The following is a 26632-nucleotide window of genomic DNA, read 5'->3' on the forward strand; positions in this document are numbered from 1 at the left end:
CGCTTCCCTGCTTTCCGCGATCTGGGTGACGAACGGCTTCGATGGCTTTCGTCCCGTGCGCAACCGTTCCATTGCACGGTTGGCCAAGAGTTGCTTCGGCCTGACCGCATGCCTGAGTACTGTTTTTGCATTGTCGAAGGTCGTGGTCGCCTTCTTCATGACGATCCAGGCTTGCGTCGTCCAGTGACTTTGGCTTACTCACAGCCTGGAGATCTCGTTGGTTGGTCTGGTCTGGTTCGGCGAAGTCCCTGCGAGTGGGTAACAGCCGCAACTCCGCTCAAGTTGATTGGTTTTAAAGCAGAGGATTTCTACGAGTTAGAGAGTAAATCAGAGGCCTTTTGTCGTTGGCTTGATTCGAATAACTCACCCTCCGAGCTGATGGCTGTCTTGGCACCAGCATTGCGTGCTCGGCCTGTGGCCGAGCCAGCGGAGCGAGAAGTCTTACGTCGAATCCTTCCTGGCTTGACGCAAGTCCCAGCCCATCAGATCCGTGAACTACCGAATGATGATGCTGTTTGGCTTTGGAGTTCACAGCCGATTAGTGGCACGCCCGTGCCTATTGGTCAAACCGTTGATCCGGATCGCTTACGCGAGATTCCGTTGGGTGAGCCACTGCGTTTAGTGAGAATCAATCACGACCTTTGGATCCAAGCGCTGGAACCAGATCTTCAGGCGCCTGATGACATCCAGCTCCCTGATGATGGGATTAATGCTGACGATCGCTACGCAGACTTATTGCCCGCTCCTCAGGGTGATCTCCAACTACCTGAATCTGGAAGCAACAGGCGTGAACGCCAGCTCATTGTTGAAGTAACTGGAACCGGTCCCCTAGGTCAAACTATGGCCTGTTTGGAGATGTTGGCCCGCCACTACAACGTGCCATTCCGCCGTGATGTTATTGAGAGGGCTGCGATTGATAATCTTCGTGGTCGCTCTCAAACCAGCCTTGAGTTGATCGGTAGTCTTTCTACCGTTATGGGTTTTACTGGCACCATGGCCGATCTGCCTGAGGGGCAGTTGGGCCGTGCTCCTTTCCCAGCAATTGCTTGGGTGATGGATCAACCCTGCATCATTCACGATATCTCTTCCAAAGGAGTCAAAGCGGTTGTCCCCGAATATGGCCGCGTCATCGTCCCCCTAAGTGAAATGGTGGGCGATCAGGCAGGGGCACGATTACTGTTGCTTCAACCCGGACGCGAATCGCAACAACGCAAACTGGGATTGTCCTGGTTTCTACCGCAGATTCGTAAATATCGACGAAGTTTGATCGAAGTACTGTTGGCATCATTGGTGCTCCAGTTGCTGAATCTTGCTCAGCCGCTGGTGATGCAGCAAATCTTCGATAAAGTCATTGGTCAGCAAAACCTTGATACCCTCTACACCCTTGGATTTATCCTTTTATTGGTGAGTCTTTTTCAGGGCTTAATTGGTGCAGTGCGTACTTATCTATTTGCTGACACGACCAACCGTATTGACATCACACTAGGTGCTGAGGTGATTCAGCATTTGCTTCGGCTCCCACAGCGCTACTTTGACCGACGCCCCGTCGGGGAACTTCAGACTCGCCTGGCTGAGCTCGGCAAAATTCGCGGTTTCCTTACTGGTAGTTTGCTCACACTTGCACTCGATGCAGTATTTTCCGTTATTTATATAGCAGTTATGGTGATTTACAGCGGTGTACTTACTGCTGTCACTCTCGGTGTAATTCCCCTATTTTTGGCGCTTACCTTCTTAGCTTCTCCGGCTATTAAGGCGCAGCTTCGTAAGGCTGCAGAAAAAAATGCCACAAATCAAAGTTTGCTTGTTGAAGCGCTCAGTGGTGTGCAAACGATCAAAGCTCAAAATGCTGAAAATACTGTTCGCTGGCGTTGGCAAAGAAGTTATTCCTCCTTCATGAGCGAGAGCTTTCGAACGCTCTTGATCAGCATTTCGACAGGTACCGCTGGCCAGTTCCTTAGCCAACTCACTGGCCTCCTCACACTTTGGGTTGGAGCATATTTGGTGATTAAAGGGGAGCTCACCATTGGTCAGCTCATTGCCTTCCGCATCATCTCCGGCTATGTAGTTGGCCCGCTGATTAACCTCGCTACTAGCTGGCAAAGCTTCCAGGGTGTTGCTCTTTCCATCGAACGTCTGAGTGATGTTGTTGACGCGAAGGCGGAGGGCTCAGACAACGAGCTTGATCAGCTTCCTCTTCCCCCGGTGGCTGGTGAAGTGACCTTTCAATCTGTGGATTTTCGTTTTGCTGAAGGCTCTCCTTTGGTGGTTCAAAATGTCAGTTTTCAGGTTCCTTCAGGAGCCTTCGTTGGGATCGTTGGCCGAAGCGGAAGTGGCAAAAGCACGATTATGAAATTACTTCCACGTCTTTATGAACCTGAAAAAGGCAGAATTTTGATTGATGGATACGACCTCGCTAAGCTTCAACTTGGATCTGTCCGGCGACAGATAGGCATAGTCCCACAAGATAGTCTTCTGTTTGACGGAAGTATCCGTGACAACATTGCTCTGACAGCTCCTGATGCCACAAGTGCTGACATCGAAGCTGCAGCAAGGGTTGCATGTGCTCATGATTTCATCATGGATTTGCCTCAGGGTTATGCGAGCTATGTAGGTGAGCGCGGTAGCGGTTTGTCTGGAGGCCAGCGTCAGCGCATTGCGATCGCTCGTGCTGTGTTGCAGCGACCCAATTTGTTGATCCTCGACGAAGCCACGAGTGCCCTTGACTACCTTACGGAGCGGCAGGTTTGTTTAAATCTCAAAAAGGCTTTTGAAGGTTCTACAGTATTTTTTATAACACACCGATTGAGTACTATCCGCTCAGCAGATCGCATCTTGATGATGGACTCAGGTTCTTTGGTCGAGGAAGGTACCCACCAGGAGTTAATTCAACAACAAGGACGTTATTTTGCCCTTTACTCCCAGCAGGAGGCTGACCTTGACTAATAACAATCCTAATCAGAAAAGCACTAATCCTCTTCCACCTCAACTTCAGCTTTGGGAGGGTAGTTCTGCCTATGTGGAGCAAGGTCGTCATTGGTCTTCTGCGCTTATATGGCTTTGCTCACTGTTGTTCGGTGGTACCTTGATTTGGGCATTTACAGCTAAAATAGATCAAACAGTTACAGTGCGTGGTCGTCTTGAGCCCTCAGGATCTGTTCGAGAAGTAGATTCTCCTAGTGGTGGAGTAGTAAGGAAAGTCTTTGTCAAAGATGGTGACGTCGTCAAATTAGGTCAATCTCTTTTTGATGTTGAGGCAAAGGGTTTAGCTAGTCGTCGTCAGGCAGTCGAAGCTACCCTTAGACTTTATGAATTACAGTCTCGAGCTCTAAAAAGTATCTTAAGCAGCGACGGCGATCCGTCTCGTTTTGAGCCGTTGCCGGCTGTTCCTATTGTTGATGATCCAATTTTATATGCTCAACTAATCACAGCTCGTCAGCAAAGCCAACAGTTTCGCTCACAACTTGAGCAACTCTCATATCGATTGGCTAGTCGCAAGGAGACACTTAGGCTTAAACAGCGTATCGCCGCTGACTATAAGCCTCTGTTTGAAGGTGGCGGTATGTCTCGTACCCAATACCTAGGACAGCTCAATCAAGTGCAGGAGATTCGGGCTGAGGTTGCAACTTTGCGAGAGGAGAGCTCTCGTTTGATTGGAGCTGTGGCTGCTCAGCTGAACCAAATTGACCGCCAGAGTATACAATTACGTGCTGAGTTAGTTGGTCTAAAGGAAGCTATCAGCTACCGCACCGTGAGGGCGCCAGTCGCTGGAAAAGTATTTGATGTGAAGGTTTCGCCTCAAACTGTTGTTAACGGTGACCAGACTGTGCTCAAGTTAGTTCCTGCCAATCGTCTACAAGCAAAAGTCGAAATCAGTGATAGTGATATCGGTTTTGTGAAGGTGGGTCTGCCTGTGAATGTGTCTGTAGATTCTTTCCCTTCTGGAGAGTTTGGTTATATTAAAGGTACATTATTTAAACTTGGATCTGATGCACTGCCGCCTGATTCACGTTCTTCGCAGTATCGTTTCCCTGCAACTGTTTCCCTGGTTCAGCAGTCTGTAGAGTCTGGTAATCAAAAGCTTAATCTCCAAAGTGGCATGGGTGTTTCAGCTAATATTAAATTGCGCTCGCGTCCAGTTATATCTATAGTCAGCGATCTATTTACTAAGCAGATGGATGGTGTTAAGCGTTTTCGTTAGTGTCTTCTCTCGCTAAAATGATCGGGTGTTTTTTTTGTTAATGAAGTAAGTGGGTCGTTTAGAGCTATGGCCAATGGTGGAATTACGACTTCTGCTCCAAGTTCCCAATAGTGAAGATTGAGCAAGCCATCTATTCCGTGTGTGGTGATCTGAGGTAAGCCACGTCCTAAATTCAATGGTACGGTTTTTAGTTCTTTGATCTTGTTAAGTAATAGAAGCGCCATCTTTGGATGGATCCAGTATCCGGCAAGCCCAAAAGCATTATTTAATCTCCTTTTGTGTATTAAATCCCCACTATTTAATATATTCCGTATCTCTTCTTCGTTTGGGTATGCAGGTTCAAAAAGGCTTATCATCTCTTGCTTAGCGCTGAATTCTGCGCGAAGAACTGAGTCGAGATTCCAGCCTAAAAGTATCAACCCAGAATCCGGACTGACTAGTTTCTTTGTACGAGTTTGCCAGTCATCAGCCAGAATGACGTCGTCTTCAAGTACTACTAATGGTGATTTACTGTTGTAACATATTCTCCAACAAAAAAGATGGCTTAGTCCAATGCCAATTGCGCCTGGACTCCACAGCCTCTGGGCTGAGGACGAGATGATTCTTGGTTTGATATTGCTGTTACTCAACTCGTCTCCGTCAATACCATTTATCCGTCTCAAATCGCAGTTTACTAGTGTTCTTTCATTGCGCTCTAGAAAATTAGCCCAGCGTTCTGGTGTGCGTTTCAGGCTGATCACGGCAACGCGCATATTGCTATCTCAGCCTTTACGGTTTAAAACTTTTTGATATAAATATTCTGTTCTGTCTACTGTACGTTCCCAGTTGAAGCGTTCTAGTACTTTTCGTTTCATTGCTATTGGTCGCTGATGCTGCCGCCCTGCATTCAGTGCACTTAGTACCGCTTTTCTTAAGCTGTTTTCATCTCCAGGATCTGCGTACCAGGCATCTCCTTCCAGGTACTCAAGCTCATGACCGAATGTGCTTCCAACGACTGGTGTGCCACTCAGTGCAGCTTCTAGGCTTACTAAGCCGCAAGTTTCCATCCAACTTGGCAATGCGTGCACTCCTGCTGCGGCATATGCCGACGCAAGCAGATCTTGGGGCATATGATCAATGATCTTCAGGCGCGAGCCACTTATTGATCGGCAGAGCTCGGCGTAGGAAGGCCAATGATGTGAGCTGCCAATCAAAACGATTTGTACGTCTGTATTGCGTAATGCCCAGCAGAGCATTGCCTGATTCTTGCCAGGTTCTATACGCCCCGCCTGCATCACAAAAGGTTCGTGGATTCCTGTGTGTTTTCGAAATAAATTTGGGTCGGCCTTCAAAAACACTGAAGGGTCCACTCCGTAGTGGGCGATTTCGAAACAGTCTCCATCCCATTGAAGGTCGCTTCGCAGTGCTTGGAGTTCCAGCCAGCTGTTCGGTAGCAACCCATCCGCGTCACGGAGCAACTCGCGCAAGCGTTCACGATTCAGCGGCCAGCAGTTTTCACCGTTGCCTTCAGCGTTGACCGGCCCATGCTTCAGCTGCACCACCAGCTCCCGCTTGCGAAGCTGTTCTAGTAGTGGTTGTGCAGCTACATCACCTTGTTGGACCGCTTGGGACAGGATGCCTGTGCTGCCCCTGGAACCCCAGAGGGCGCGGGCGAGTGAGATCCAAATTGGAGACACCACAACGGGCACCCCTGCAGCCCTGCAGCTCGCCATTTGCTGATGAAAGGATCCTTCTACTCGGCAGTTGAAGAGATGCACGAGGTCGAACCCTCGGCAGTCTGGTTGATCGGCATTGACGCCCACCACGTCATGGCCTCTTTCTTGCAGACGTTTACCCGTTTCCCGGATCTGCACCCCATCGCCGCCACCCCATTCGCCCGCAGATCCGTGATTGACCAGGAGGATTCGCATGTCGCACAGTGTTTCACGGACATTTTGGACAAGCATGGCGACGCTCGTCTCACAGGCTTCGTCTCTAGAGGGGGCTGGGCATTGGCTCCAGGCCCTTCACTGCCTTCGTAATCACATTCGCTCCGGACATGTTGTTGACGCGGAGATATGGCATAGGGTCGGCCGTCTGCATCAGCGCCTGTCCAACGTCTCCCAGGCCAATCGTGCCTACATAACTGCTTTGTTGTTGGATCCTCATCGGCCCCGTACCTGCAACAACCTGGCGATTCTTGAGCTGGGTCGTCTCAATGCGGATGATGCAGAGCGCTGGCTCATGCAAGGACTGGCTTGCCAGCCTTTGCAACTCGATGAAGACGAGTTGCTCCAGGCCACTGCCTGCGATCTTCGTTTGTTTCAGCTACAGCCTGACCTTGCACTTCACCATGTCGAGCATCAACTAGGACGGCGTGAGTCCGTAATTGCGCTTGCGAATCGCGCTGTATGCCTGCACAAACTTGCTCGTTTGCCCGAGGCGGTTATTGCCCAAGAACGAGCGATTCGGTTGCATTTGGCACAGCATGCGCCCTCGCTGGTAGATCGTGCGTTTGTTGACTTGGTTGGGCAGCCGTGTGCTGATTTGACGAGCTCGATGCAGCTTCAAACACAGTTATTGAACCTTGCTCTCTATAAGCTCACCCTTGATGCTCAGGATTCTGTTGGGCTTCGTCTATCGCTGGCGGGAACATCGAATGATGAGGATTTTTGGAAGGACCAGCGCCGATGCCAGACCCGCTGGGATGGCAGTTTTTGTGATCAGTTGATCCTTTGGGATGACCAGGGTTTTGGAGATACTTTGCAAAATCTTGGCTGGATTGCCGAAGCGGCCAACCGGGTTGGCAGCTTGAGGATTTGGTTGCGGCCGGCACTGTTGCCATTGGTTAAGGAATGTCTGTTTGTGCCGGCAAATTGCAAGTTGGAGATTTTGCATCCGCAGGCGTCCCCGTGGGGGGAGGGTGCTGCACAGATTGGTTTCTTTTTCCTTCCTATCGTTCTCAGGCAATGGTTACCCCAGACTGAGCCCCGGTCTCCTTATCTGAAATTACCTACTCCCACCAAGCCTCAAGAAGTGCAAGACGAATCGATGGGGCGGCGCATTGGCATGGTCTGGAGCGCTGGGCACCACAAGGCCCCTCAGCCTGAGCGCAGTGCCCGAGTGCGTGATGTGCCAAAGGAAGCCTTTTTTGAACTGGCACAGGTGTGGAGGCAGCAACATCGGGCCACCCTCGTCAGCTTGCAGTTGGAGGGGCATGAGGACCAACCTGTGCAGAGTTTGATTCAATCCGGAGTGCTGGAGCAACCATTGCGCTCGCCGGATTGGCTGCGAACAGCTGAGGTGCTCGCATCTCTCGACTTGCTTGTGAGTGTTGACACCTCGGTGGCCCATCTGGCCGGTGCACTGGGCATTCCTACAGTGCTCCTTGTTAGTGCACCGGCTGATTGGCGCTGGGGTCAAGCTGGGAATCAAACCTTTCTCTATGACGCTGTAACCATCGTGCGTTGTGCAACTCCAGGAGATTGGTCTCAAGCTTTGCAGCAAGCGGACAAGGAGGTAACCAACTGGTTCAGCAAAGAGACTCGCAGCAGTTGATCGGTCAACATGACTTGCCTTACTGACACGTAATGAAGTGCATGCAGCGCTACAGCGGAGAGCATCTGGGATCAGCCCCTCATATTGTTGTGCTTGGCTCCTGCAAGGTGGGCAATTTTGTGGTGAGCACACCGGTGTTGCGCGGTCTGCGTGCCCGCTTCCCCGATGCGGTCATTGGTTTCATCGGCAGCGAGCTCACCGCAGATTTTGAGCGGGCTTTGCCTTCCCTTGATTGGCGCTGCAGTTGGGATGACCCCAGTGCTGGCTCTGGTCTGCGCTTGCAGCAGAGCCTCGCCGAACAGCGCCAACGTCATGGTCCTGTACAGCTCGCGCTCAACCTCGACGGTTTTAACCCCCTGACATGCAGTCTGGTGCCATGGTTGGAGCCTTTGTATGTAGCGGGTGGCAGCCTTAGCGCCAATCGACGCCGCGATCTGCCTTGGGGTAAGCATCCTCGTCAGCGCTTTCTGGGGGATCCCGATTGGGACAGTCCTGCTTTTCAGCAGCGCTATGCCGATGTGTTTAGCAGCAATTACATCGCTGAGCTGTTCTGCCAACTCGCCTGGGTTCAAGACGACGTAGACCCCACAGCTATAGAACTGCCATCCGCCGAGCCGCCATTTGTAGTTCCTGATGTGTTGATTCACTGCACCACTGCACGGGCGGCCAAGGTTTGGCCGTTTAACTACTGGCGTCAGGTGCTGGATGTGGCCGACGCCCATGGTTGGTCGGTAGGGTTGGTTGGAAGTCCGCCGGCGGCACAAAAAGAGGCCTACAACGCCGGAGAGGGCGAAGACAGCCTGCTGAAAAGTACTGAATTAATTGATTTGCGCGGTCAGACCAGTCTGATGCAACTTGCTGGGGCATGTCGTCAGGCCAAGGCGGTGATCAGTGTTGATGCAGGACCTCTCCATATTGCGGCCGCAGTTGGAACGCCTACTTACGCGATTGTTGGCAACGATGGCGATGGTCTAGGAGCCAGTCCTGTGCGTCTATGGATGCCCCGTTGTAGCAATGTCATGCGCAGCGTCAGCGCTGCCTCATGCTCAGCCTGCGCTGAAAATCGATTCCGTAACGATGCTTGTTTAGTTGAAGGTCACCCCTGCATGGCCGCGATTCAGCCATCTCAAGTGATCGAGTGGTTGAAGCTTCAACTCAACTAACCTTGGGCTTCCGCCATGGCCCAGGCTGCCCGCAAGTGTTGGTCAAGATGATCGGCAAGGTCTGCGCTGCTTAGGAATTTCCAGCAGGCATGGCTGCCGATCGCCTGAGGGTTATACGTCGTTTCGCTGGCGAAAGCCTGTGCGATTTCCAGCGGGGGCACGGCGGCTACCTTGGCCACATTGCGGCTGAAGAACACGTCTTCCAATTCTCCGGCTGGGCTTGATGAGCCCCAGCGTTCACAGATCGCCAACATCACATTGCGCCAACGTACTGACAGGCCCCCGTTGCCGTGAAGGTGGGGATATACATCTGGATTGGGAGAGCCATGGATGGGGGTATCGGTTTTGAAGAAGCTGTAGATGCGGCCGTCACCTTTGCGCTTCTCGAAGTATTCGCTGTGTTGCCTGGGTAGAAATGGTGCTCCCAGGTAGGGGAACTGGAAGAAAAAAGGATCGAGCGGTCGGCTAAGCAAGGCGTCGGTCTGAATGATCAGCAAGTGTTCATGGGGCATGTGCCGCCAGAACTCTGGCTTTTTGAGCATTGCGTTCAGGCTCCTCGGTTCTGTCATCTGGACACCTGGCATTAGCTGTGCCAAGTCAAGGACTCTGGCTTGCAGGCTCGGTGCATGACTCTTCAGAAGATCTTCTGCTTGTGCCACGCTATTTGCATCAGTAATCAGCACAAACTCGCTGTCCTTTGGGCACATCAGCCAGGTGTTCAGCACTGTGAACAACCACTGCTCGTTAATACGGTTGTCGATCAGTACCACAGCTCTTTGACATGCCGCCATTGTTTTTACCTTCCCTTCGTGGCAAAGGGGTATCAGGAGGCGATCGAGCACAAAGCGGCAGTGCATCAACCAATGTTCCTTGCGTTGCTCAAGTAGTAGATCTAGTGGCTTGAAGTCGTACATCAGCCAGTGGTGTATGCCTCTGGTGCTTCAAAGCGGTGATTTTTCCAGAGGTTGTCTTGATGGCGCACCATGAGAAAGCGGTAATGCTCTGGGACGGGTTTCATTACCCGCATCACAGGTAGCAACATCCCACTGCCTGCCTGTTCAAGGGGGCCTGAGAGATTCCAGTCGGGTTGCCAATTTTTTTGAACCCAGAAATCTCGAACCGTGAGTGCTTTGCGTCTGCTCAGGAAATAACAGCCGGAGTGTGGGTTGGTGGCTCGGTAAAAGCGGCGATTCCCAAGGGCCCAAGGGATGTTGAGCATTTCGCCGGTATCCCAGAACAGATCGGGTCGGCCTCCATCTGGATCTCCTGAGAGGATCACATCACCTTTGCCTGGAATGTGCTCGCAGCGGTGGGGCAGAAAGGCGTAGTTGCCATCGCTGTAGCGATCTAAATAGAGAATCTTGGCGAAGAATTCTGGATCGCTCAGTAGTAGGTCGTCTTCCATGTAGCCCACTAGGTCGTAGGCCTGTGCCTGCTCCAGCACGTGGCGTGATGCCAAAAGTGGCACCTGGCTGTAGTCGCTAACCCCGGGATCCAACCTTTCCAGGTCAGGATCATCGGGTAGGGAACTCGCCAAACTTGCGCCAGGAGGTGTGAATAGTCGAATCGTTAGCTTTACACCATCGGGGCTTGACAGTTCCCGGTTCACAACCGGTTGGCTCTTGCCCAGCGATGCGTGTATCCAGTGGCGTTGCCGGTGACGGTTGAGATTGCCGATCGTCGCTTTGAGTAGTGCCTCCTGTTTCAGGCTCCGCTTTGTTTCAGTTTGTGATGAGTACAGCGACCCTTCCTTGGGGGCAAACACATGCGGGATTGCAAGCAGCACTTTCATCGCTTCAGCTCCTCAACCAGTCACTGCAATCCCAGCCCAGCAATTGTTCCAGCTGGCCGATCTCTTGCCAGAAGATTTTGCGCAGGCGTTCACGACACGCGGGGGGCATCTCGTGGTTGTAGTCACCTTTGTGGAGTTCGAGCGGAGTGACTGAAGAGCTCGGAGTAACGCGGAGATGATGCCAGATCCTGTCCAGGCAGGTCTGGGGGCTGAGGCGCAGTTGCTCTTGCCGTACCACCAGGACCTGGTCTCGGTCGAAGAAACGCCAGAGCCGCCTTAGCTGGGCGCTGTAAAAGCCACGGTCGATGTAAGAAAAAACCCGATGCTGCAGCGGCAGGGCTTCGCGACAGCGGGCCTCCTCCTGCTCAAGCGCTTGGGCGAAGGGCAGCGGATCGTTTCCCCGCCGGTGCTCCATCGCCCAGTGTGAGTAGGCTCGATCGATCGGATTACGCAGAATCACAATCAGGCGTATCGCAGAGTTGTAGCGCCAGATTCGCTCTGCTGCAGGATCCCAGTAGAGGCTGATCGGCGTTGCCTCTCCCCAAAGCTGATCGTCGTCGGCATCCTGGAAATGGAGATGCAGTGCGTTTAGGTCTGGCTCGGGCCAGGCCTGTGTCTCGTCATCGAAGAAATGGAGCTCTTTTGTTTTGGGCAGGTGAATGCCCGGGTGTTGGCGCAAGTAGGCAGCTAGGGCCGTAGTACCACTTTTTTGGGCACCGCACACAAGAAAGCTCAGCCGTTTGCTCACGATTAGGCCAGGGCTAGGTGGACTGTAAGCACCATGTTGTCCCCGCTTAGACTTGTTAAAGGATGGAATTTCTTGTTTAGGTGTTTGTCACCGGTTGTCATCGCTCCGGCACGTCCCTGTTGGCTTCCTTGATGCATGGTTTGGTGACCGGCGAGGACCCCAGGCAGCGCCTTGGTGATCTGGACCAGAAGTTGGAGAACCCACTGGGATTTTTCGAAAGTAAGCGTTTAGTGGAGACCAATGACGCTCTGCTTCAAGTCCTGGGCTGTCAGTGGGATCGGCCTCCGCTTCTTCCGTCATGTTGGGATTTGCCCCCTCTTCTCGAAGAGCTTCAACGCCACCGAAGCAGGTTATCTGTTTATGCCCTTGAGCGGTGTTGGGTAGATAAAGACCCACGTTTGTGCATTACGTACTCCGCATATCTGCACATTCTTCTGCGTCGTGTCCCCCTTGTTGTCGCCTTGCGCGAACCGTTAGCGGTGGCTGCTTCGCTCCATGCTCGCAATGGCTTTAGCTTGAACCATGGCCTTATTTTGTGGTGGATCTACAATCATCATATTGCCTCGCAGTTGTGTTCAGAGGACTTGTTGCTTCTCTACAGCGATTTGTTGGTTATTGATGACAAGTCTCTGCAGCATTTCCTAGGTCCGTTTCTTGAGCTTCACAAGCATTCAAGGCCATCTAAAGATCAAGCTCGGGCTTTGATCACAGGCTTGATCAGGCCGGAATTGAACCGATCTGAGACTGCTATTAATGATCACAGTCGTGCGCGTATCCATCCTTTGCTTCTTAAAATTTGTAATTGCGCTTACCATGATATCGCACAGTCTAGCGATCAATTAACTGCTTACAAAGAACATTTTGATTATCTGCCGCGGGCAGTCTTAGAGTGCTCTATGCGCGAACAAATTTTGCCAGAATGTGGCTTCAGATTGATCCGTAATCGTCTGCATTCTTTTGAGGATGAGACTCAGAATCTTGCTATCTTATTGGAGCAGAGGGAGCGAGACTGCGCATCATTTCAGCGTCAAATAAGTGACCTGCGAGGTTCTCGAAGTTGGAAAATTACTTCTCCTCTTAGAGCTCTTGTTGACTTCTGCCGGTTCTCGGTTAAGTGATTATACATGTGCGGCAATGTATGCGGTGTTGACATGATGTTCATGCTCAGGCATGTGTCATCGTTTATTGCTCTTAGTTCTGGAGCTCGATCCTAAATATGACCAATCAAAAAGTCTCTTCATCTTTCAGTGATTGGGCTGCAGCGGCAAGAGTTCTTGAGGTCTGGAGAGAAAGGGGGCTGAGTGAGGCGAAATCAATTCTTTCAGATGAGATCACAGCTAATTCTGGAGGATTGTTATTGCAAGAGCTCCATCTTCGTGTGCACCGTGAGCCAGGCCCCAGGCTTCTAATCGATGGATGTTGGTTGAGTCGCCCCTATGGCGGTGTTACTAGGGTCTGGCAGCAGATTCTTTCAACTTGGCAGCTGCCAGGTTTGATCTATGCTGGGGCTCCCGTTGCAATGATTAATCGCAATAATAATCTCACCTTTGCCAGTTCTTTTTCATCCCTCAGGGGGAAAGAGGTTGATCCTCTTAATACTCGTGCAGTGTCTGCATTGTCAGAAGAAAATAATTCCTTAGTGAAGAAGTGGAACGCCGATGTGTTCTGTTCGAGCTGGATCAGCAACTCTGGCTTTTATCGTCCGGCATGTCCTGAACTCGCGTTGGTGCATGACTGTTTGCCGGAACGCATTCGGCCTGACCAACCAGAACTGATGGCTCTAAGACGTCGTTGGTGGCAGCTGGCAGCCACTCATCTTGCCGTGTCGTCGGCCACTGCAGAGGACCTTGCTCATTTGTTGCAGAAGCCGGATCTTCAGCTCTCTTGGTGCCACCTTGCGCCTGCTGAAGCGTTTCATCAGAACATCGATTCCCCTGACTTGCAGTCTCTCTGGTGTCGTCTTCAGCGGGAGGCAGGCTTGCCCGATGAGTTTTTTCTCTTGCCGGCAACCAGTGCTATCGGCAGTTATAAAAATCCCGAGCTCTTGGCGCAGGCTCTCGCGGATCCAGATCTTCTTTCGCTGCCGCTTTTGCTTTGTGGCATTGCAGCAGAACGGCGGGCCCAGGAGCTGGAGATGCACTTTCCTCATCTTCGCGGGCGTGTTTTGGCGGCGGGCTTTAGCGATCCCGAACTTGCTTTGGCATACCGCCATGCTCTTGCGGTTGTGATTCCTAGCCGAATAGAAGGTTTCGGTTTGCCGGCGATCGAGGTGATGGCTGCTGGTGGTTTGTGTCTGGTGGCTGATGCCCGTGGCCTGCGCGAGGCGGGAGCTGAGGCGGCCCTTCGGTTCTCACCGCGCCAGCCTGAGCAGCTCAGGGACCTTTTGAAGCTTGTGGCAGATCCTTTGACGCGAGCATGGTTGCAAAGCCAAGCGCAAACACGCATTAGCTCACGCCTTGCACGTCTTAATCCCGACCTGATTGGTTTGGCCTTGCTTGCCCAGGCGCGACGGGCCGTAGTCCTTTAATTCGGGATTTTTTGGCTCTGTCCTCAACCAAGTAAGAGCTTCACCGATTCTATGGATTGGGTTCGGTTCATCCCCCGTTTCAGCTCCTACTCCGCTGGTGTGCTGGGGCCGGAGTATGAGGGTCTAGTTGAGTTCTAATGCTTCGGGGGCAGTTGTTCGGTGGCTATTCAGCAATTACTTCGGGAGTGGCCACCTGGCTATGGCGGAGTTGAAAGGGTGGCCCATGAGCTAAGTAATTGCTGGGGCGGAGTTACTTACAGCCTGGATGTGCAGAGTCAGGCCTGTTTGCGTCAGGACGCGTTCCCGGTGACTTATCCACGCAAGCGTTTGCCATCGATTGGGGTTGGGGGGCGCTTGCACGTGCCTTTGCTTAGTCGATCACTAATCACTATGTTGGCTTCTTCTGAGCCGCTTCATGGTCATTTGCCCTCTCCGGGGGTTCTGCTGTTGTTAGTCCTGGCACGCTTGTTGAAGCCTCGCCGCATCGTTACTGCCCATTGGCATTGTTTTCTACAAATAACGCCAGGTTTAAGCGGCTATTTGTTTGGGTTGTATCAGTGGATCGCTTTGCGAGTTCTTCCCTACTTGTCAGCAGTAGTCACCACATCACCGGTGATGTCTGCTGAGCTGCAGCGTTGCGGTTGTTCTCCTGCCCAGGTATCGGTTCTCCCCTGCTGCTTGAGCGCAAGTCAAGAACAAGCGGCCATGGCAGTCCCTTTACCTGTGGTGCGTGACGGTGAACCATTGCGTGTTCTGTTCATTGGACGCCTCGACAGCTATAAGCGTCTTGATTGGCTGCTTGAGGCATTAGCTGCCTTGCGATCACCCTGGCGGTTGTCGGTCGTGGGAGATGGACCGAACCGCAGTCGCTTTGAGCATTTGGCTCAGCAGTTGTTCATTAGCCAGCTTCGAGAGGATCCGAAGTTGGTGCAGTTCCATGGGCGGTTGCCTGAGTTGGAAAAACAGGCACAGATTGCCGCATCAGATGTTTTGGTGTTGCCCTCCGACCGCAGCAATGAGGCTTTTGGCATCGTGCAGTTGGAGGCGATGGCGGCCGGCAGGATTGCCCTGGCTTTTGATCAGCCGCGATCGGGGATGGGTTGGGTCGGGCAGCTGTCGGGATTGCCTTGGTCGCAGTCACCCGCAGGGTTGGTGGAAGTGCTTCAGCGGTTGGCGGATCAGCCCCAGATGCGAAACCTGATGGGTCTGAAGTCTCGGGATCGTTACACCACCTTGTTTGCCCGTTCCGTTTGGCTAGACCAGCTATCAAGGTTTGGAGATCGGTTGAAAACAGGTAAGGTCCTCTTCTGCACAGAGTGAAGGGCCTTAGTTGATCAATCAGTCGGATCTCCCCCCTTTGCATGAACGCCCAGTGGTGCTCGAACTCAGGAATGTCTGCTTGGATATTCCTGTCCTTACGACGGAAACTCGTTCTCTCAAAGCATCCCTGATTCGTTCCGTCACTGGAGGCCGCCTAAGTCGCAGCCGAGGAGGTGCAGTGATTACTGCTCTTAACGGGGTGACTTTGAACGTCCATCAGGGGGGAAGAGTGGCCCTGATCGGTCATAACGGTGCTGGAAAATCGTCCTTCCTTCGCCTTGTTTCGGGTATTTACCAGCACACTTCCGGCTACTTCAAAGCCCATACGCCGGTGTTCCCGATGATTCATAAGGGCTTTGTCACGAGCCCGGAGCTCAGTGGCCTTCAGGCAATAAAGGCCCACTACCTATTGGCGCACGGTCATCTCGGTGGCTTCGAGGAGTTCTGCGAAGACGTGATTGATTTTTCTGGTTTAGGTGACTTCATTCATCTGCCTGTGAAGACCTACAGCCAGGGCATGGCAGCGCGTCTTTTATTCGCAGTGCTCACTGGTGGCCGCCACGACTGCCTGGCGATGGATGAGGGGTTTGGCGCAGGCGACACCAGGTTTTACGAGAAAGCCCAGGAGCGCATGACCCGCTTTCTTAGCTCAGCTGGCACTTTGTTGCTGGCCTCCCACTCCGACGAGTTGTTGAGGCGTTTCTGTCGCCGGGGTTTGGTATTCGACAGTGGTCGCCTGGTGTATTCCGGTCCGCTGGACGACGCCCTTGAGTACTACCACCGCAACCATGGTTCCTCTCCTGTGAGGTTGGCGTCATGACTCAAATTTGCTCCCGCCCTGCCGGCATCTCCCGCGCCTCCGTTCGCTCAACTGTCAAAGATGCTTGGCGTATGCGTCGGGCCTGGTGGTTCACCGCTACTTCCCGTACCCGTGCGCGTTTTGCCCGTACGTTTTTTGGCAGTTTTTGGTTAGGACTTTCCAACCTTCTGTCGATTACTGCTCTTGCGCTGGTTTACGGCACAGTGTTCAAAGTGCAAGATTTCAGTACATACGTGGTGTATCTCGGTATTGGTTTGGTTGTATGGAACGGAATTGGTGCGGCGATTGGTTCAGCGCCCAACTTGTTTGAGCACAATCAAACCCATGTTCACAATACCAATCTAAATCCGATCTTTTATGTTCTTGAGGAATGGGCATTCCAGGTGCAGACTTTTTTGCAATCTTTCGCATTGGTTTTGCTCGCATTGAGTTGGTTTCAACATAATTTGCTATTCAATTTGGTGGTACATGGATGGTTGCCTTTGGTGAATTTGTTTTTGTTTTTGTTATGGGCGCCAATGATTGTTTGTCTGATAGGAGCGCGGTATCGCGATTTTTATCAGCTTGTTCCTATAGTTCTTCAGCTGGTATTTCTGCTTTCGCCGATTCTTTATCGCAAAGATAATCTTGGTGCAATGGCTTGGACGGCTAATCTCAATCCTCTTTACCGTATTTTAAGTCCTGTACGACATTCCCTAATGGCAGGGGAGGTGCAGTGGTCTGTCGGTTTTTTATTGATAGCTCTCAATTTATTTGGTTTGTGGGTTGCGTTGAATTGGTTGAATCGAGAACGTCCGCACCTTCCTTTCCTGATCTAACTCTCTCGTCTCTCAAGATCTGTCGCTCCAGGAGTCGATTGTTGTGACTCAGCTGATCAACTTGCTGTCTTGGCAACCCGGTCATTCCGGCTTTGGCAGCTACGTGCAGCGCGTGATTCCGTGTATGCCAGGCATTCGCTTGCAGCTCAATATTCACGGTGAGGCTTCTTTGATCCCGTTCGACCAGTGGACGTCCCAGGCACCGCCGCAAGCACCTGGCCGGCTGATGCGTTTGTTGCAGCGCAACGCAATGGTTCAGCACGGCCAGCGGCTTAAGCGTTTGTTGGATCGCGCTGATCTGCGCCCTGATGTTATCTATTCGCCCTTTTTTGATGCCTTGTTGGGGTTCCCCGAGATCCCCCAGCTGATTACTTGCCATGACCTCACTCCTCTTAGTCATCCCAACAGTCGAAAAGCGTGGCTGAAATATCGCTTCTGGCAGCCACGTCATCTGGCCTGCGCTTCAAGAGTGGTGGCCATCAGTCGGCATGTGGCTAATCAGTTGATTTCTTTCGGAGTGGCGGCTGACCGGGTCGTGGTGGTGCCCAATGGAATTGCGGTTCTACGTCCGCCTGTGCCAGCCCCAGCCAGTGAAAACTTGCTGGTGATTGCCCGCCATGATGCCAATAAGAATCTCGTGGGTCTGCTGAAGGCTCTATCCATCGCCCAGCAGCAGTTGCCTAAGTGGGGTGGCATGCTGCGAGTTGTGGGCCGTGGTACTAGTTCCTCGGCGGAATTGCAGGCTTTGCGTCGTGCGTTGCCTCGCCCTGATGGCCTGGAATTGATCGATGAGCTGGATTCTGGTGATCTTTTAGCCTTGCTCCGCAGCAGTTTGGCTTTGGTCTCTGCGTCTTTGGAAGAGGGCTTTGACTATCCAGTACTAGAGGCGAAGGCGGAAGGTATACCCACCTTGCTGAGTCAGATTCCAGTACACGCTGAATTTCATGCTGCCAGTTCATTGTTTTTCCCAGCTGAAGCAGGTGAGGTGGACTTCGCTAATAGGTTGTCCGAACTACTGACTGATTCCAGGCTTTGGTGGGATCTCAGTGCTGCTGGCCGTCAGCTTGCTTTGTCGTTGTCCTTGACATGTCAGCAGCGTGCTTTAACCGCCCATATGGCTGAAATCAGTTCAGGATCGTCAGCAGATCTTTCTGTAGTTGATTGGTGAATCTGGATTGGAATTGGTAATAACGGCCAATTCTTTCTATGCGGGTTTGCACTGGCTGATCGGCAAAATGTCGATAGGTTCCTGCAATCGCTTGTAGTGCTGCTGCCCATTCGCGGCTGTCGAGCGTGTCGAGACATAAAACATGTTCTGAGAAGTCGTGAAGGCTTTGTATTTCGAGGTGGGATTCGCAGTCGCTCGCCACAGTGGGCATTCCAAGGCAGGCGCCGTCGAGAACGGGGATGCCAAAGCCTTCGACTAATGAAGGGCTAAGTAGTGCCAGTGCATTCAGGTAGAGATCGAGCTTTGAGCTCTCGTCGACGTAACCGGTAAGGATGATGCCTGGTTCATGGGCAACGATCTCTCTCAGAGCATTGCTGTAGTCATCACTTTTTAATTTGCCGGTGACGCAGAGCTTTATTCCTTTCCTACTTAGGTCAGATTCGGCATACGCTTTAGCAAGGAAAAGAAGATTTTTGCGAGCCTCAACAGAGGAGTTGAACAGGTAATACCGAAATGGGATTAGGTTCTTGCTGGATTGAAGTTTTGTTGTGGCCTTGTATGCTGATTTCGCTAAGGCGCCATTTCGGAGTAGGTGACTAACGGGTTGAAGGTCTGCAATTTTTCTTGGGTCTTCTGTTAACCAGGATGGAAAATGCAATGAGGGAGATTGCATGATGACCATCTCCTGGGTGCTGCTCTCTTGATGCTCTCTTTCGGCCGACTTGCTTTTTTGCAAGTTCTGGATGTGGTATTTATACTTCTTAGATGTGGAATCGGAGACGAATATCCTGCGTGCTGGGATGCAAGCCTGCAAGCGGTGGCTGAAATTAAGCGGGTCTTGATTTGCTGCAGCATATTCCAGCGGTATTAAGTCGTGAATAGTTTGCACGAATGTATGCAGATTTTTCGGGTAAATATTGAGCGGGCAGGTGGTTATCAGGGTGTCAAATCCGTGCAGGTCGATGCGAACAGGTCGCTGGCTTGGTAAATGAGCAGCCAGTTGAGAAGCCATGTAAAGCTCGGGGGCGCTGACGATCCCATTGACATATTGAAGGTAATCCAGGCGTTCGATGCGAATGTAAGGATTATCATAAAGATCTTTTACTCGTAACTTGTTGAGTTCATTTGATTTATAGGTTCTTGGGCGCCGAAGAACATTGATAAGAAGGCGCAGGTATGGCTTTAGTTTTATTGCCTTGAGTGCAAGTTTGAATTTGCGTTGTAGTGGATTTGTGATGAGATCTCGTTGGCCTTGAGCCAGGCTGTTGAGAATTCGGGCATTACGAATAAGTTCCTGTGTGCTCTTGGGCAGGTTTCTCAATCCCTTTCCCGAGAGTTTGTCGAAATACTCAGTGAGTAACCACACTTCCGCCCCTGCTTCGTGTAGGCAACGTATTAGTGATTTGCTGTATACGGCAATGCCGCGATGTTCGCTTTGTTCCAAGTCGTAGGCAGTGACTAGGATTTTGCGTCCCTTGAGTGGTTTTGCTGTCATTGATTAATCTCCCCGCTTGGCTTGCTTTAGTTTCTGTTCGAGCTTCAGGCGTGTGAGTTGCAGAGCGTGGGCTTGATTCTCCCAATGCTTCTCATTGCTGCATGATGTTTGTTCCAAAATCGTTGATCGCAGGATATCTGCTTCGATCACGCTCGCTGCCAGCTCAATTCGAAGTTGATCACTACTAGCGGTGTTAAGAAAACGTTCATGTAATCCGCGCATGCGAGTGAGGTCCTCACTATTAGCGCCTTGTCTTTCTTCGTTGGCGCGGGTTGCTTCACCGACGTGTTCGCCGCTGAAACATGGGCAATAAACAACGTTTAACTTGAGTTGTTCTCTTAGGGCTATGCAGAGCTCTACGTCTTCTCCACACACCCGGAACTTGGTGTTGAAACCAATGGCTCGAAAGTGCTCGCGACGAATCAACATTGCCGCGCCGGTTGTTGCTGGAATAGGCCTGGGATCTCCAAGCACAGCAGGGTGCTCAGAACTCACTAGACGATTGAGCTGGTGGTAAGGGTTGTGACGTCGATCGAAGAGTATTCCTGCATGGGTGAGGCATCCCTCTTTGTCGCGTAGGCGGGCACCTACTAATCCAGTGCTGGGGTGATCGTTAATGCAGCTAATGGCTGCGTCGACGCTGTTGACATCTAGAAGTACGTCGTCATTGATCAGGAGCAGCACCTCACCATTGGCCTTGTCGGCCAAGGCGTTCATGTTGCTAGAGAAGTGATATGGTGCTCGGTTGGCCACCAAGAATTCGTAGCCAGATGCGTTTTCAATACGGCTTTCTTCTTCTTCATCGCCATTCCAGGAGCAGAGCACCTCAACCTCTTCGCTGGGGAGATGCAGAGCTTCGTTGAGGGTGCTGAGCATGCTGCTGAGCAGACCAGCTGTACGGGACACCACCAGGACCGAAAGACGCATTGGTGTCCAAAAACAGGCCAGATTTTATCAATGGTGTATGAAAGGTTCGGATCCCCGCAGCCTTACCGCAAAAAGTGCGTCGGTAGGCTGCCCTGAAAGTGATTTGCTGCCTCCATGCTCAAGCTCCTGCTGGGTGATCCCAATGCCCGCAAGCTGAAGCGCTACCAGCCGATCGTTTCCGACATCAACCTGTTGGAAGAGGAAATCGCGCCTCTTTCTGATGAGGAATTACGAGGTAAAACGGCCGTCTTCCAGGAGCGGCTTGTCAACGCCGGCAGCCTGGCCAACCAGCGTCCGATTCTCGATGAGATCTTGCCGGAAGCGTTTGCTGTCGTCCGTGAAGCCGGCAAGCGGGTCCTCGGCATGCGTCATTTCGATGTGCAGCTGATCGGTGGAATGGTGCTGCACGAGGGCCAGATCGCTGAGATGAAAACCGGCGAAGGCAAGACTCTTGTTGCCACTCTGCCCAGCTACCTCAATGCCCTTACAGGCCGCGGCGTGCACGTGGTCACGGTGAATGACTACCTGGCTAGGCGCGATGCCGAATGGATGGGCCAGGTGCATCGCTTTCTGGGGCTTTCCGTGGGCCTGATCCAGCAGGACATGCGGCCGGAGGAACGTCGACGCAACTACAACTGCGACATCACCTACGCCACCAATTCGGAGCTGGGGTTCGACTACCTGCGCGACAACATGGCCGCCGACATCTCGGAGGTGGTGCAGCGGGAGTTTCAGTACTGCGTGATTGATGAGGTTGATTCAATTCTCATCGACGAAGCCCGCACGCCTCTGATCATTTCCGGCCAGGTGGAGCGTCCCCAGGAGAAGTATCAGCAGGCAGCCCAGGTTGCTTTGTCCCTCGAGCGTGCCGCCGAAATTGGCAAGGACGGCATTGATCCAGAAGGCGATTATGAGGTTGATGAGAAGCAGCGCAGCTGCACTCTCACCGATGAGGGCTTTGCCAAGGCGGAGCGGATGCTTGGGGTGCAAGACCTGTTCGACCCCCAGGACCCCTGGGCTCACTACATCACCAATGCTCTTAAGGCCAAGGAGCTATTCGTCAAGGATGTGAACTACATCGTTCGCGATGGCGAGGCGGTAATTGTGGATGAGTTCACCGGTCGGGTGATGCCGGGGCGTCGCTGGAGTGATGGCCAACATCAGGCGATCGAAGCCAAGGAATCCTTGCCAATTCAGGCGGAAACCCAGACCCTCGCTTCGATCACCTATCAGAACTTCTTTCTGCTTTATCCCCGTTTAGCCGGCATGACCGGCACCGCCAAAACAGAAGAGGTGGAATTCGAGAAGACTTACAAGCTTGAAACCACCATCGTGCCCACCAACCGGTCGCGGGCCCGCCAAGATTGGGCAGATCAGGTGTACAAAACCGAAACCGCCAAGTGGCGGGCGGTAGCTAATGAAACCGCCGAGATCCACAAGAAAGGTCGACCGGTGCTCGTTGGCACCACTTCAGTTGAAAAGAGCGAGCTGCTCAGTTCTCTGTTGGCGGAGCAGGAGATCCCCCACAACCTGCTCAACGCGAAGCCTGAGAACGTCGAGCGCGAATCCGAGATCGTTGCTCAGGCCGGTCGTGCTGGAGCTGTGACCATCGCTACCAATATGGCGGGCCGAGGCACCGACATCATTCTTGGCGGCAACAGCGACTACATGGCCCGTTTGAAGTTGCGGGAAGTGTTGCTTGGCCGTCTTGTGAAACCGGAAGACGATCACAAACCCCCGGTGCCTGTTCAGCGCAGTTCGGCGGTCGGCGGTTTTGCTGATGCCGCAGCCCCATCGCTGCCCCGCAGCGGCGAATGCCTTTATCCCTGTCCCCTCACCGACGACACCGATCAGGCCCTCGGCCAGTTAGCCCGTGATCTGGTGAAGGCTTGGGGCGATCGAGCTCTAACGGTGATCGAGCTGGAAGAGCGCATCGCCACCGCAGCTGAAAAGGCCCCCACCGATGATCCACAGATCCAGGCCTTGCGCGAAGCCATTGCTCGGGTGAAGGCGGAGTACGACTCGGTGGTGAAGCAGGACGAAGCCCGTGTGCGTGAGGCCGGCGGTCTTCACGTGATCGGCACCGAAAGGCATGAGTCCCGCCGCGTCGACAACCAACTGCGTGGTCGGGCCGGCCGTCAGGGCGACCCCGGATCCACCAGGTTTTTCCTCTCGCTGGGGGACAACCTGCTGCGCATCTTCGGAGGCGACCGCGTTGCAGGCCTGATGAATGCGTTCCGCGTGGAGGAAGACATGCCGATCGAATCCGGCATGCTCACCCGCTCCTTAGAAGGGGCCCAGAAGAAGGTGGAGACCTACTACTACGACATCCGCAAGCAGGTGTTCGAGTACGACGAGGTGATGAACAACCAGCGCCGGGCGGTGTACTCCGAGCGCCGGAGGGTGCTTGATGGCCGGGCTTTGAAGAAGCAGGTTATCGGTTACGGCGAACGCACAATGGCTGAGATTGTGGAGGCCTATGTGAATCCCGATCTGCCGCCCGAGGAATGGGATCTGGCTCTCCTGGTGGGCAAGGTGAAGGAGTTCATTTATCTGCTCGAAGACCTCACCCCCGAGCAGGTGCAGGGCCTTGGGATGGAGGAACTCAAGGCGTTCCTGCACGAGCAACTGCGCAATGCTTACGACCTCAAGGAGGGACAGATCGAGCAGCAACGACCAGGGCTCATGCGAGAGGCGGAGCGCTTCTTCATTCTTCAGCAGATCGACACACTTTGGCGGGAACATCTCCAGGCAATGGATGCCCTGCGGGAGTCAGTCGGCCTGCGTGGCTACGGCCAGAAGGATCCCCTGATCGAATACAAGAACGAGGGTTACGACATGTTCCTCGAGATGATGACCAACATGCGCCGGAACGTGATCTATTCGATGTTCATGTTCCAGCCCTCGCGCCCTTCATCTGAGGCCTGAGGCGGCAACTTCAGCCGGTCTCCTCGCCCAGGAACTCCAGGATCTCCCGGTCTTTAAGGTTCTGGGCCTCACCGCGACATACCTCCCGCAGCGCCCGGCCTTCCGCCACTTCCCGCAGGCAGCGCTGCAAATTCCCCACGGTGCTCTCCAGCTCATCGATCCGTTCCATCAGGTTGCGGATCACGCTTGCCTCTGCGTCGGGCAAGGCGGAGTGAGCTAGGGGGTTGATCCGTACGCCGCTTTGGTGAACCACCCGTCCAGGGATACCCACCACCGTGCAGTCGCTTTCCACATTGCGTACCACCACGGATCCGGCGCCGATACGGGTGTTGGCGCCGATGGTTATGGCTCCAAGAACTTTCGCACCGGCTCCGACCACAACGTTTTCGGCAAGAGTGGGGTGGCGTTTGCCGTGTTCTTTTCCGGTGCCTCCTAAGGTCACCCCCTGGTAGAGCAGGCAGCGGGGACCGATTTCGGCGGTTTCGCCGATCACCACCCCCATGCCGTGATCGATGAACACGCTGTGGCCAATCCGGGCGCCGGGGTGGATTTCAATGCCGGTGAGGGCGCGACCGATCTGGCTGAGGCACCGGGCGGCCAATTTCAGGGGCAGACGGCAGGTCCAGAGGCGATGACTGATCCGATGCAGGCTGATCGCCTGGAAGCCGGGGTAGCAGCACACAATCTCCAGCCAGCCGCGGGCAGCCGGATCACGCTCGCGAATGATCGCGAAGTCGGCACGGATGTGAGCAAACATCGCAGAATCGTCAGCTGGCGGCCGCTGGGGTCTGCAGGCCAATCTCCTTACGGAGTAAATCGATCGTATCTACGCTTAAGTAGCTCTCTGCGCAATGCACTTGGGGCATGCGCATCAGTTGGGAGCGGTTTTGGCGCAGACTCTGTTCTACCAAGGGAAGGCTGGGCCGATCGCAGAGCACGTGGCTGGAGGCCCGTAGCAGGGCCAGTAAGCGGCTACCCACATCAGGTGTTGCGGTCATCAGCAGTAATTCGTTACCGCGCATCGAGTGGAGAATCACCTCTGCTGCCCGCAGTATCCCGGGGCTGATGCTCACCAGGCCTACGCAGCTGCCGGGGCGCAGCTCCTTGAGCATTGCCAGTTCTTGGCGGAAGTCGTTGAGGTCAACGGCCACGGCGCGAACGCTGTGTTTCTTGGCCAGCTCCTCCACCGGTTGGAGGAAATAGCGGCTGGTCACGACCGTTCCATTGCTGGAATTTTCCAGCACGCTCTCCAGCTCCTCCATTGGCACCACTTCGACCGGCACGTCCAAGCAGGGTTCCAGTTCCTCGGCGATCAGCATCGAGGCACCGATGTCTTCTCTGGGAGTGCTGACTAGCACGCGGGCGCCGCAGCGTAGTCGCCAGTCGATCTCTCGGGTCAGCAGTTCTCGGGTTTGCTGCAGGGTGCAGCCGGCATTGAGTAGGCCATCCACACATCTACGCACTTCGCGGTCGAGGTCGGTTACGCCGCGATTGCGAATGTGCGGTGGCGTTTTGATTTCTCGGGGTTTCTGCTGGTCGCGCACGTAGATGCCGGAGCCGGCCATGGCCTCCACCACGCCGTCGGTTTCTAGTTGGCGGTAAACCTTGCTGATCGTGTTGCGGTGCAATCCGGTTTGCATCGCCAGCTGGCGGGTGCTGGGTAAGCGATGCCCAGGTGGGTAATGCCGCGCCGCGATGGCGAAGCAGATCTGGTTGTAAAGCTGCGTTGACGCCGGAATGTCACTTTCCTGTTGGATATGGAATCGCACGCCGGTGGGACAGGTCGGAATGCGGCCACCATACGGAGCGAATTGCTTGGTGACAATTGGGGGTGTGTCCTGTGGGCCTGTGACAATGTCCAGCTTCCCTCCGCATGGCTGGGTTGAGCTTGCCAATGGCGTTGTGCCACTCCGCTGCTGGTGGGCGCTGCGGCAGGCCAACGCGAACGATATTGCATCGTAATCGTTAGTAAATCGTGTCTGGATCGTGCTGCCTGACGTGTTCGGTGTGAATGCCTGGGTCCGCAGCGTGGCGGATCGCCTGGCCGCCCACGGCCATCCGGCCCTGCCCTTGTTTTCCCGCACGGCGCCTGATTTGGAGTTGGCCTATGAGCCATCCGATCTGGCCCAAGGCCGACGCCACCACCGCAGATCAAATCCTCGGCGATGTCTCCGCAGCGCTCAGCTGGTTGCGGGCGCGATATCCCGAAGCTGCCATCCATTTGGTGGGCTTCTGCTTCGGGGGACATGCCGCCTTTCTGGCGGCCACTTTGCCTGGGGTTGCCCAAGTCTTTGATTTTTACGGTGCCAGTGTCAGCCGGATGCGCCCCGGTGGCGGTGAACCCGCTTTCAGTCTGCTGCCCGAGGACCAGGCGTGGCTCACCTGTGTGTTCGGCACAGCTGACCCCCTGGTCCCCGCCGAGGACCGTGAGGTGATTGGTGATGCCCTGCGCAGAGCTGATCCCACCGGCCAGAGTCTGCGTTGCGTGGAGTGTGCCTGCTGCTTGGTGACGAGCTTTTGGTTTAGCCCTGGGGGCCGGCCACCTTGGCAGCAGTGGGTTTTGGTGGTGCCGGGATGGTGCGCACGGCCTTGTTGGCGGCATGCTCTTTTTCCTCCTTCTTCACCAGCGGCGTCTTCCTGGGGGTGAGGAACATGATCATGTTGCGTCCCTCCCGCTTGGGCGCCTGCTGGATCTCGGCCTTTTCCTCCAGATCCTTGGCCATCCGCCGCAGCAGGGTTTCGGCCAGCGCTGTGTGCTGGATCTCGCGGCCGCGGAAGATTACGGTGCACTTCACTTTGTCGCCGGCCTTGAGGAAGCGCTGGGCCTGACCAATCCGCACGTCGTAGTCGTGCTGATCAATCTTGTAGCGCATCTTGACCTCCTTAACTTCGGTCTGGTGCGACTTCTTCTTGGCCTCCTTGGCCTTCTTTTCCTGCTCGAACTTGAACTTGCCGTAGTCCATGATCCGGCAGACCGGGGGGTCAGCCTTCTCGCTCACCAGGACCAGATCCAGTTCCCGGTCGCGGGCCACATCCAGGGCTTCTTCGCGGCTGATCACTCCCAGCTGAGCGCCGTCTGAGTCGACCACCCGTAACTGGGGGTAGTTGATCCGGTCGTTGATGTTGGGCAGCTCCCGAACCGGGGCACGACGGTCAAAACGGGGACGTGGGGGCATTCAGGCGGTGACGGG

Annotated in this window: 21 protein-coding genes and 1 pseudogene; 12 read left to right on the forward strand and 10 right to left on the reverse strand. The window is 53.8% G+C overall.

Annotated features, from left to right (window positions below; genetic code table 11):
* The first annotated feature begins 108 nt into the window (after positions 1-108).
* Together AAXE93_RS06895 and AAXE93_RS06900 are read left to right on the forward strand one after the other, a co-directional pair.
* Positions 109-2943 carry a peptidase domain-containing ABC transporter gene (locus AAXE93_RS06895; protein ID WP_390129404.1) on the forward strand — a complete coding sequence of 945 codons (2835 nt, stop codon included), beginning with the start codon at positions 109-111 and terminating at the stop codon, positions 2941-2943.
* A complete protein-coding gene (locus AAXE93_RS06900; RefSeq protein WP_390129407.1) occupies positions 2936-4198 on the forward strand; it encodes an HlyD family secretion protein in 1263 nt (420 codons plus the stop codon). Before AAXE93_RS06895 ends, AAXE93_RS06900 begins: the two co-directional genes overlap by 8 nt.
* Here the strand turns inward: AAXE93_RS06900 and AAXE93_RS06905 are convergent.
* Together AAXE93_RS06905 and AAXE93_RS06910 are read right to left on the reverse strand one after the other, a co-directional pair.
* Positions 4195-4950: a glycosyltransferase family 25 protein gene (locus AAXE93_RS06905; RefSeq protein ID WP_390129410.1), complete on the reverse strand. Its 756-nt coding sequence runs from the start codon at positions 4948-4950 to the stop codon at positions 4195-4197. The two genes, AAXE93_RS06900 and AAXE93_RS06905, sit on opposite strands and share 4 nt — an antisense overlap.
* Before the next feature lie 9 nt (positions 4951-4959).
* Positions 4960-6108, reverse strand: coding sequence for a glycosyltransferase family 4 protein (locus AAXE93_RS06910; RefSeq protein WP_390129412.1), 1149 nt, complete (start codon positions 6106-6108; stop codon positions 4960-4962).
* Positions 6109-6142: 34 nt separating this feature from the next.
* Here AAXE93_RS06910 and AAXE93_RS06915 point away from each other — a divergent pair, with 34 nt between their 5' ends.
* Together AAXE93_RS06915 and AAXE93_RS06920 are read left to right on the forward strand one after the other, a co-directional pair.
* Positions 6143-7735: a hypothetical protein gene (locus tag AAXE93_RS06915; protein ID WP_390129414.1), complete on the forward strand. Its 1593-nt coding sequence runs from the start codon at positions 6143-6145 to the stop codon at positions 7733-7735.
* Between the two features lie 41 nt (positions 7736-7776).
* Complete coding sequence (locus tag AAXE93_RS06920; protein ID WP_390129417.1) at positions 7777-8898, forward strand: glycosyltransferase family 9 protein; 1122 nt, start codon at positions 7777-7779, stop codon at positions 8896-8898.
* On the opposite strand, the gene AAXE93_RS06925 is transcribed toward AAXE93_RS06920, so the two are convergent.
* The 3 genes from AAXE93_RS06925 to AAXE93_RS06935 are packed head-to-tail and all read right to left on the reverse strand — an operon-like array spanning position 8895 to position 11438.
* Entirely contained in the window at positions 8895-9812 is a 918-nt protein-coding gene (locus AAXE93_RS06925) for a DUF5672 family protein (protein WP_390129419.1), read from the reverse strand. The genes AAXE93_RS06920 and AAXE93_RS06925 overlap by 4 nt on opposite strands.
* Positions 9812-10690, reverse strand: a complete 879-nt coding sequence (locus tag AAXE93_RS06930; RefSeq protein WP_390129422.1) for a hypothetical protein — start codon at positions 10688-10690, stop codon at positions 9812-9814. Before AAXE93_RS06930 ends, AAXE93_RS06925 begins: the two co-directional genes overlap by 1 nt.
* 4 nt (positions 10691-10694) lie before the next feature.
* The gene (locus tag AAXE93_RS06935) at positions 10695-11438 is read right to left on the reverse strand and encodes a sulfotransferase domain-containing protein (protein WP_390129424.1); all 744 of its coding nucleotides are present in this window, start codon (positions 11436-11438) and stop codon (positions 10695-10697) included.
* Positions 11439-11557: 119 nt separating this feature from the next.
* Between AAXE93_RS06935 and AAXE93_RS06940 the strand changes: the two genes are divergently transcribed.
* The 6 genes from AAXE93_RS06940 to AAXE93_RS06965 all read left to right on the forward strand — a co-directional run bounded on the left by AAXE93_RS06940 (position 11558) and on the right by AAXE93_RS06965 (position 18091).
* On the forward strand, positions 11558-12556 hold the full coding sequence (locus AAXE93_RS06940; RefSeq protein WP_390129427.1) for a hypothetical protein: 999 nt from the start codon (positions 11558-11560) through the stop codon (positions 12554-12556).
* A 98-nt stretch (positions 12557-12654) separates the two neighbouring features.
* Entirely contained in the window at positions 12655-13965 is a 1311-nt protein-coding gene (locus AAXE93_RS06945) for a glycosyltransferase (protein WP_390129429.1), read from the forward strand.
* 159 nt (positions 13966-14124) lie between these two features.
* Complete coding sequence (locus AAXE93_RS06950) at positions 14125-15285, forward strand: glycosyltransferase family 4 protein (RefSeq protein WP_390129431.1); 1161 nt, start codon at positions 14125-14127, stop codon at positions 15283-15285.
* Between the two features lie 199 nt (positions 15286-15484).
* On the forward strand, positions 15485-16105 hold the full coding sequence (locus AAXE93_RS06955; protein ID WP_390129777.1) for an ABC transporter ATP-binding protein: 621 nt from the start codon (positions 15485-15487) through the stop codon (positions 16103-16105).
* The gene (locus AAXE93_RS06960; protein ID WP_390129433.1) at positions 16102-16923 is read left to right on the forward strand and encodes an ABC transporter permease; all 822 of its coding nucleotides are present in this window, start codon (positions 16102-16104) and stop codon (positions 16921-16923) included. Before AAXE93_RS06955 ends, AAXE93_RS06960 begins: the two co-directional genes overlap by 4 nt.
* A gap of 43 nt (positions 16924-16966) precedes the next feature.
* On the forward strand, positions 16967-18091 hold the full coding sequence (locus AAXE93_RS06965) for a glycosyltransferase (RefSeq protein ID WP_390129435.1): 1125 nt from the start codon (positions 16967-16969) through the stop codon (positions 18089-18091).
* On the opposite strand, the gene AAXE93_RS06970 is transcribed toward AAXE93_RS06965, so the two are convergent.
* Positions 18048-19586: a glycosyltransferase gene (locus AAXE93_RS06970; RefSeq protein WP_390129437.1), complete on the reverse strand. Its 1539-nt coding sequence runs from the start codon at positions 19584-19586 to the stop codon at positions 18048-18050. The two genes, AAXE93_RS06965 and AAXE93_RS06970, sit on opposite strands and share 44 nt — an antisense overlap.
* A 3-nt stretch (positions 19587-19589) precedes the next feature.
* On the reverse strand, positions 19590-20513 hold the full coding sequence (locus AAXE93_RS06975; RefSeq protein ID WP_390129439.1) for a hypothetical protein: 924 nt from the start codon (positions 20511-20513) through the stop codon (positions 19590-19592).
* Positions 20514-20627: 114 nt separating this feature from the next.
* On the opposite strand from AAXE93_RS06975, the gene secA reads away from it, so the two are divergent.
* A complete protein-coding gene (gene secA, locus AAXE93_RS06980; RefSeq protein ID WP_390129441.1) occupies positions 20628-23441 on the forward strand; it encodes a preprotein translocase subunit SecA in 2814 nt (937 codons plus the stop codon).
* A gap of 10 nt (positions 23442-23451) precedes the next feature.
* On the opposite strand, the gene cysE is transcribed toward secA, so the two are convergent.
* Positions 23452-24198 carry a serine O-acetyltransferase gene (gene cysE, locus AAXE93_RS06985; RefSeq protein WP_390129443.1) on the reverse strand — a complete coding sequence of 249 codons (747 nt, stop codon included), beginning with the start codon at positions 24196-24198 and terminating at the stop codon, positions 23452-23454.
* Between the two features lie 10 nt (positions 24199-24208).
* Positions 24209-25210 carry a GntR family transcriptional regulator gene (locus tag AAXE93_RS06990; protein ID WP_390129446.1) on the reverse strand — a complete coding sequence of 334 codons (1002 nt, stop codon included), beginning with the start codon at positions 25208-25210 and terminating at the stop codon, positions 24209-24211.
* 338 nt (positions 25211-25548) lie between these two features.
* Between AAXE93_RS06990 and AAXE93_RS06995 the strand changes: the two are divergent.
* A pseudogene (locus AAXE93_RS06995) lies at positions 25549-25842 on the forward strand (dienelactone hydrolase family protein); the annotation flags it as partial.
* Between the two features lie 121 nt (positions 25843-25963).
* Here the strand turns inward: AAXE93_RS06995 and infC are convergent.
* On the reverse strand, positions 25964-26617 hold the full coding sequence (gene infC / locus AAXE93_RS07000; protein WP_390129450.1) for a translation initiation factor IF-3: 654 nt from the start codon (positions 26615-26617) through the stop codon (positions 25964-25966).
* Positions 26618-26632 lie beyond the last annotated feature (15 nt).

This window comes from Synechococcus sp. HIMB2401 (genome assembly GCF_042883245.1).
Lineage (GTDB): Bacteria > Cyanobacteriota > Cyanobacteriia > PCC-6307 > Cyanobiaceae > Parasynechococcus.

Coding starts and splice junctions, on each gene's coding strand:
- AAXE93_RS06895 (WP_390129404.1), top strand. CDS start 109: ATGCCTGAGTACTGTTTTTGCATTGTCGAAGGTCGTGGTCGCCTTCTT.
- AAXE93_RS06905 (WP_390129410.1), bottom strand. CDS start 4,950: ATGCGCGTTGCCGTGATCAGCCTGAAACGCACACCAGAACGCTGGGCT.
- AAXE93_RS06910 (WP_390129412.1), bottom strand. CDS start 6,108: ATGCGAATCCTCCTGGTCAATCACGGATCTGCGGGCGAATGGGGTGGC.
- AAXE93_RS06915 (WP_390129414.1), top strand. CDS start 6,143: ATGGCGACGCTCGTCTCACAGGCTTCGTCTCTAGAGGGGGCTGGGCAT.
- AAXE93_RS06920 (WP_390129417.1), top strand. CDS start 7,777: ATGCAGCGCTACAGCGGAGAGCATCTGGGATCAGCCCCTCATATTGTT.
- AAXE93_RS06925 (WP_390129419.1), bottom strand. CDS start 9,812: ATGTACGACTTCAAGCCACTAGATCTACTACTTGAGCAACGCAAGGAA.
- AAXE93_RS06930 (WP_390129422.1), bottom strand. CDS start 10,690: ATGAAAGTGCTGCTTGCAATCCCGCATGTGTTTGCCCCCAAGGAAGGG.
- AAXE93_RS06945 (WP_390129429.1), top strand. CDS start 12,655: ATGACCAATCAAAAAGTCTCTTCATCTTTCAGTGATTGGGCTGCAGCG.
- AAXE93_RS06960 (WP_390129433.1), top strand. CDS start 16,102: ATGACTCAAATTTGCTCCCGCCCTGCCGGCATCTCCCGCGCCTCCGTT.
- AAXE93_RS06970 (WP_390129437.1), bottom strand. CDS start 19,586: ATGACAGCAAAACCACTCAAGGGACGCAAAATCCTAGTCACTGCCTAC.
- AAXE93_RS06975 (WP_390129439.1), bottom strand. CDS start 20,513: ATGCGTCTTTCGGTCCTGGTGGTGTCCCGTACAGCTGGTCTGCTCAGC.
- secA (WP_390129441.1), top strand. CDS start 20,628: ATGCTCAAGCTCCTGCTGGGTGATCCCAATGCCCGCAAGCTGAAGCGC.
- cysE (WP_390129443.1), bottom strand. CDS start 24,198: ATGTTTGCTCACATCCGTGCCGACTTCGCGATCATTCGCGAGCGTGAT.
- infC (WP_390129450.1), bottom strand. CDS start 26,617: ATGCCCCCACGTCCCCGTTTTGACCGTCGTGCCCCGGTTCGGGAGCTG.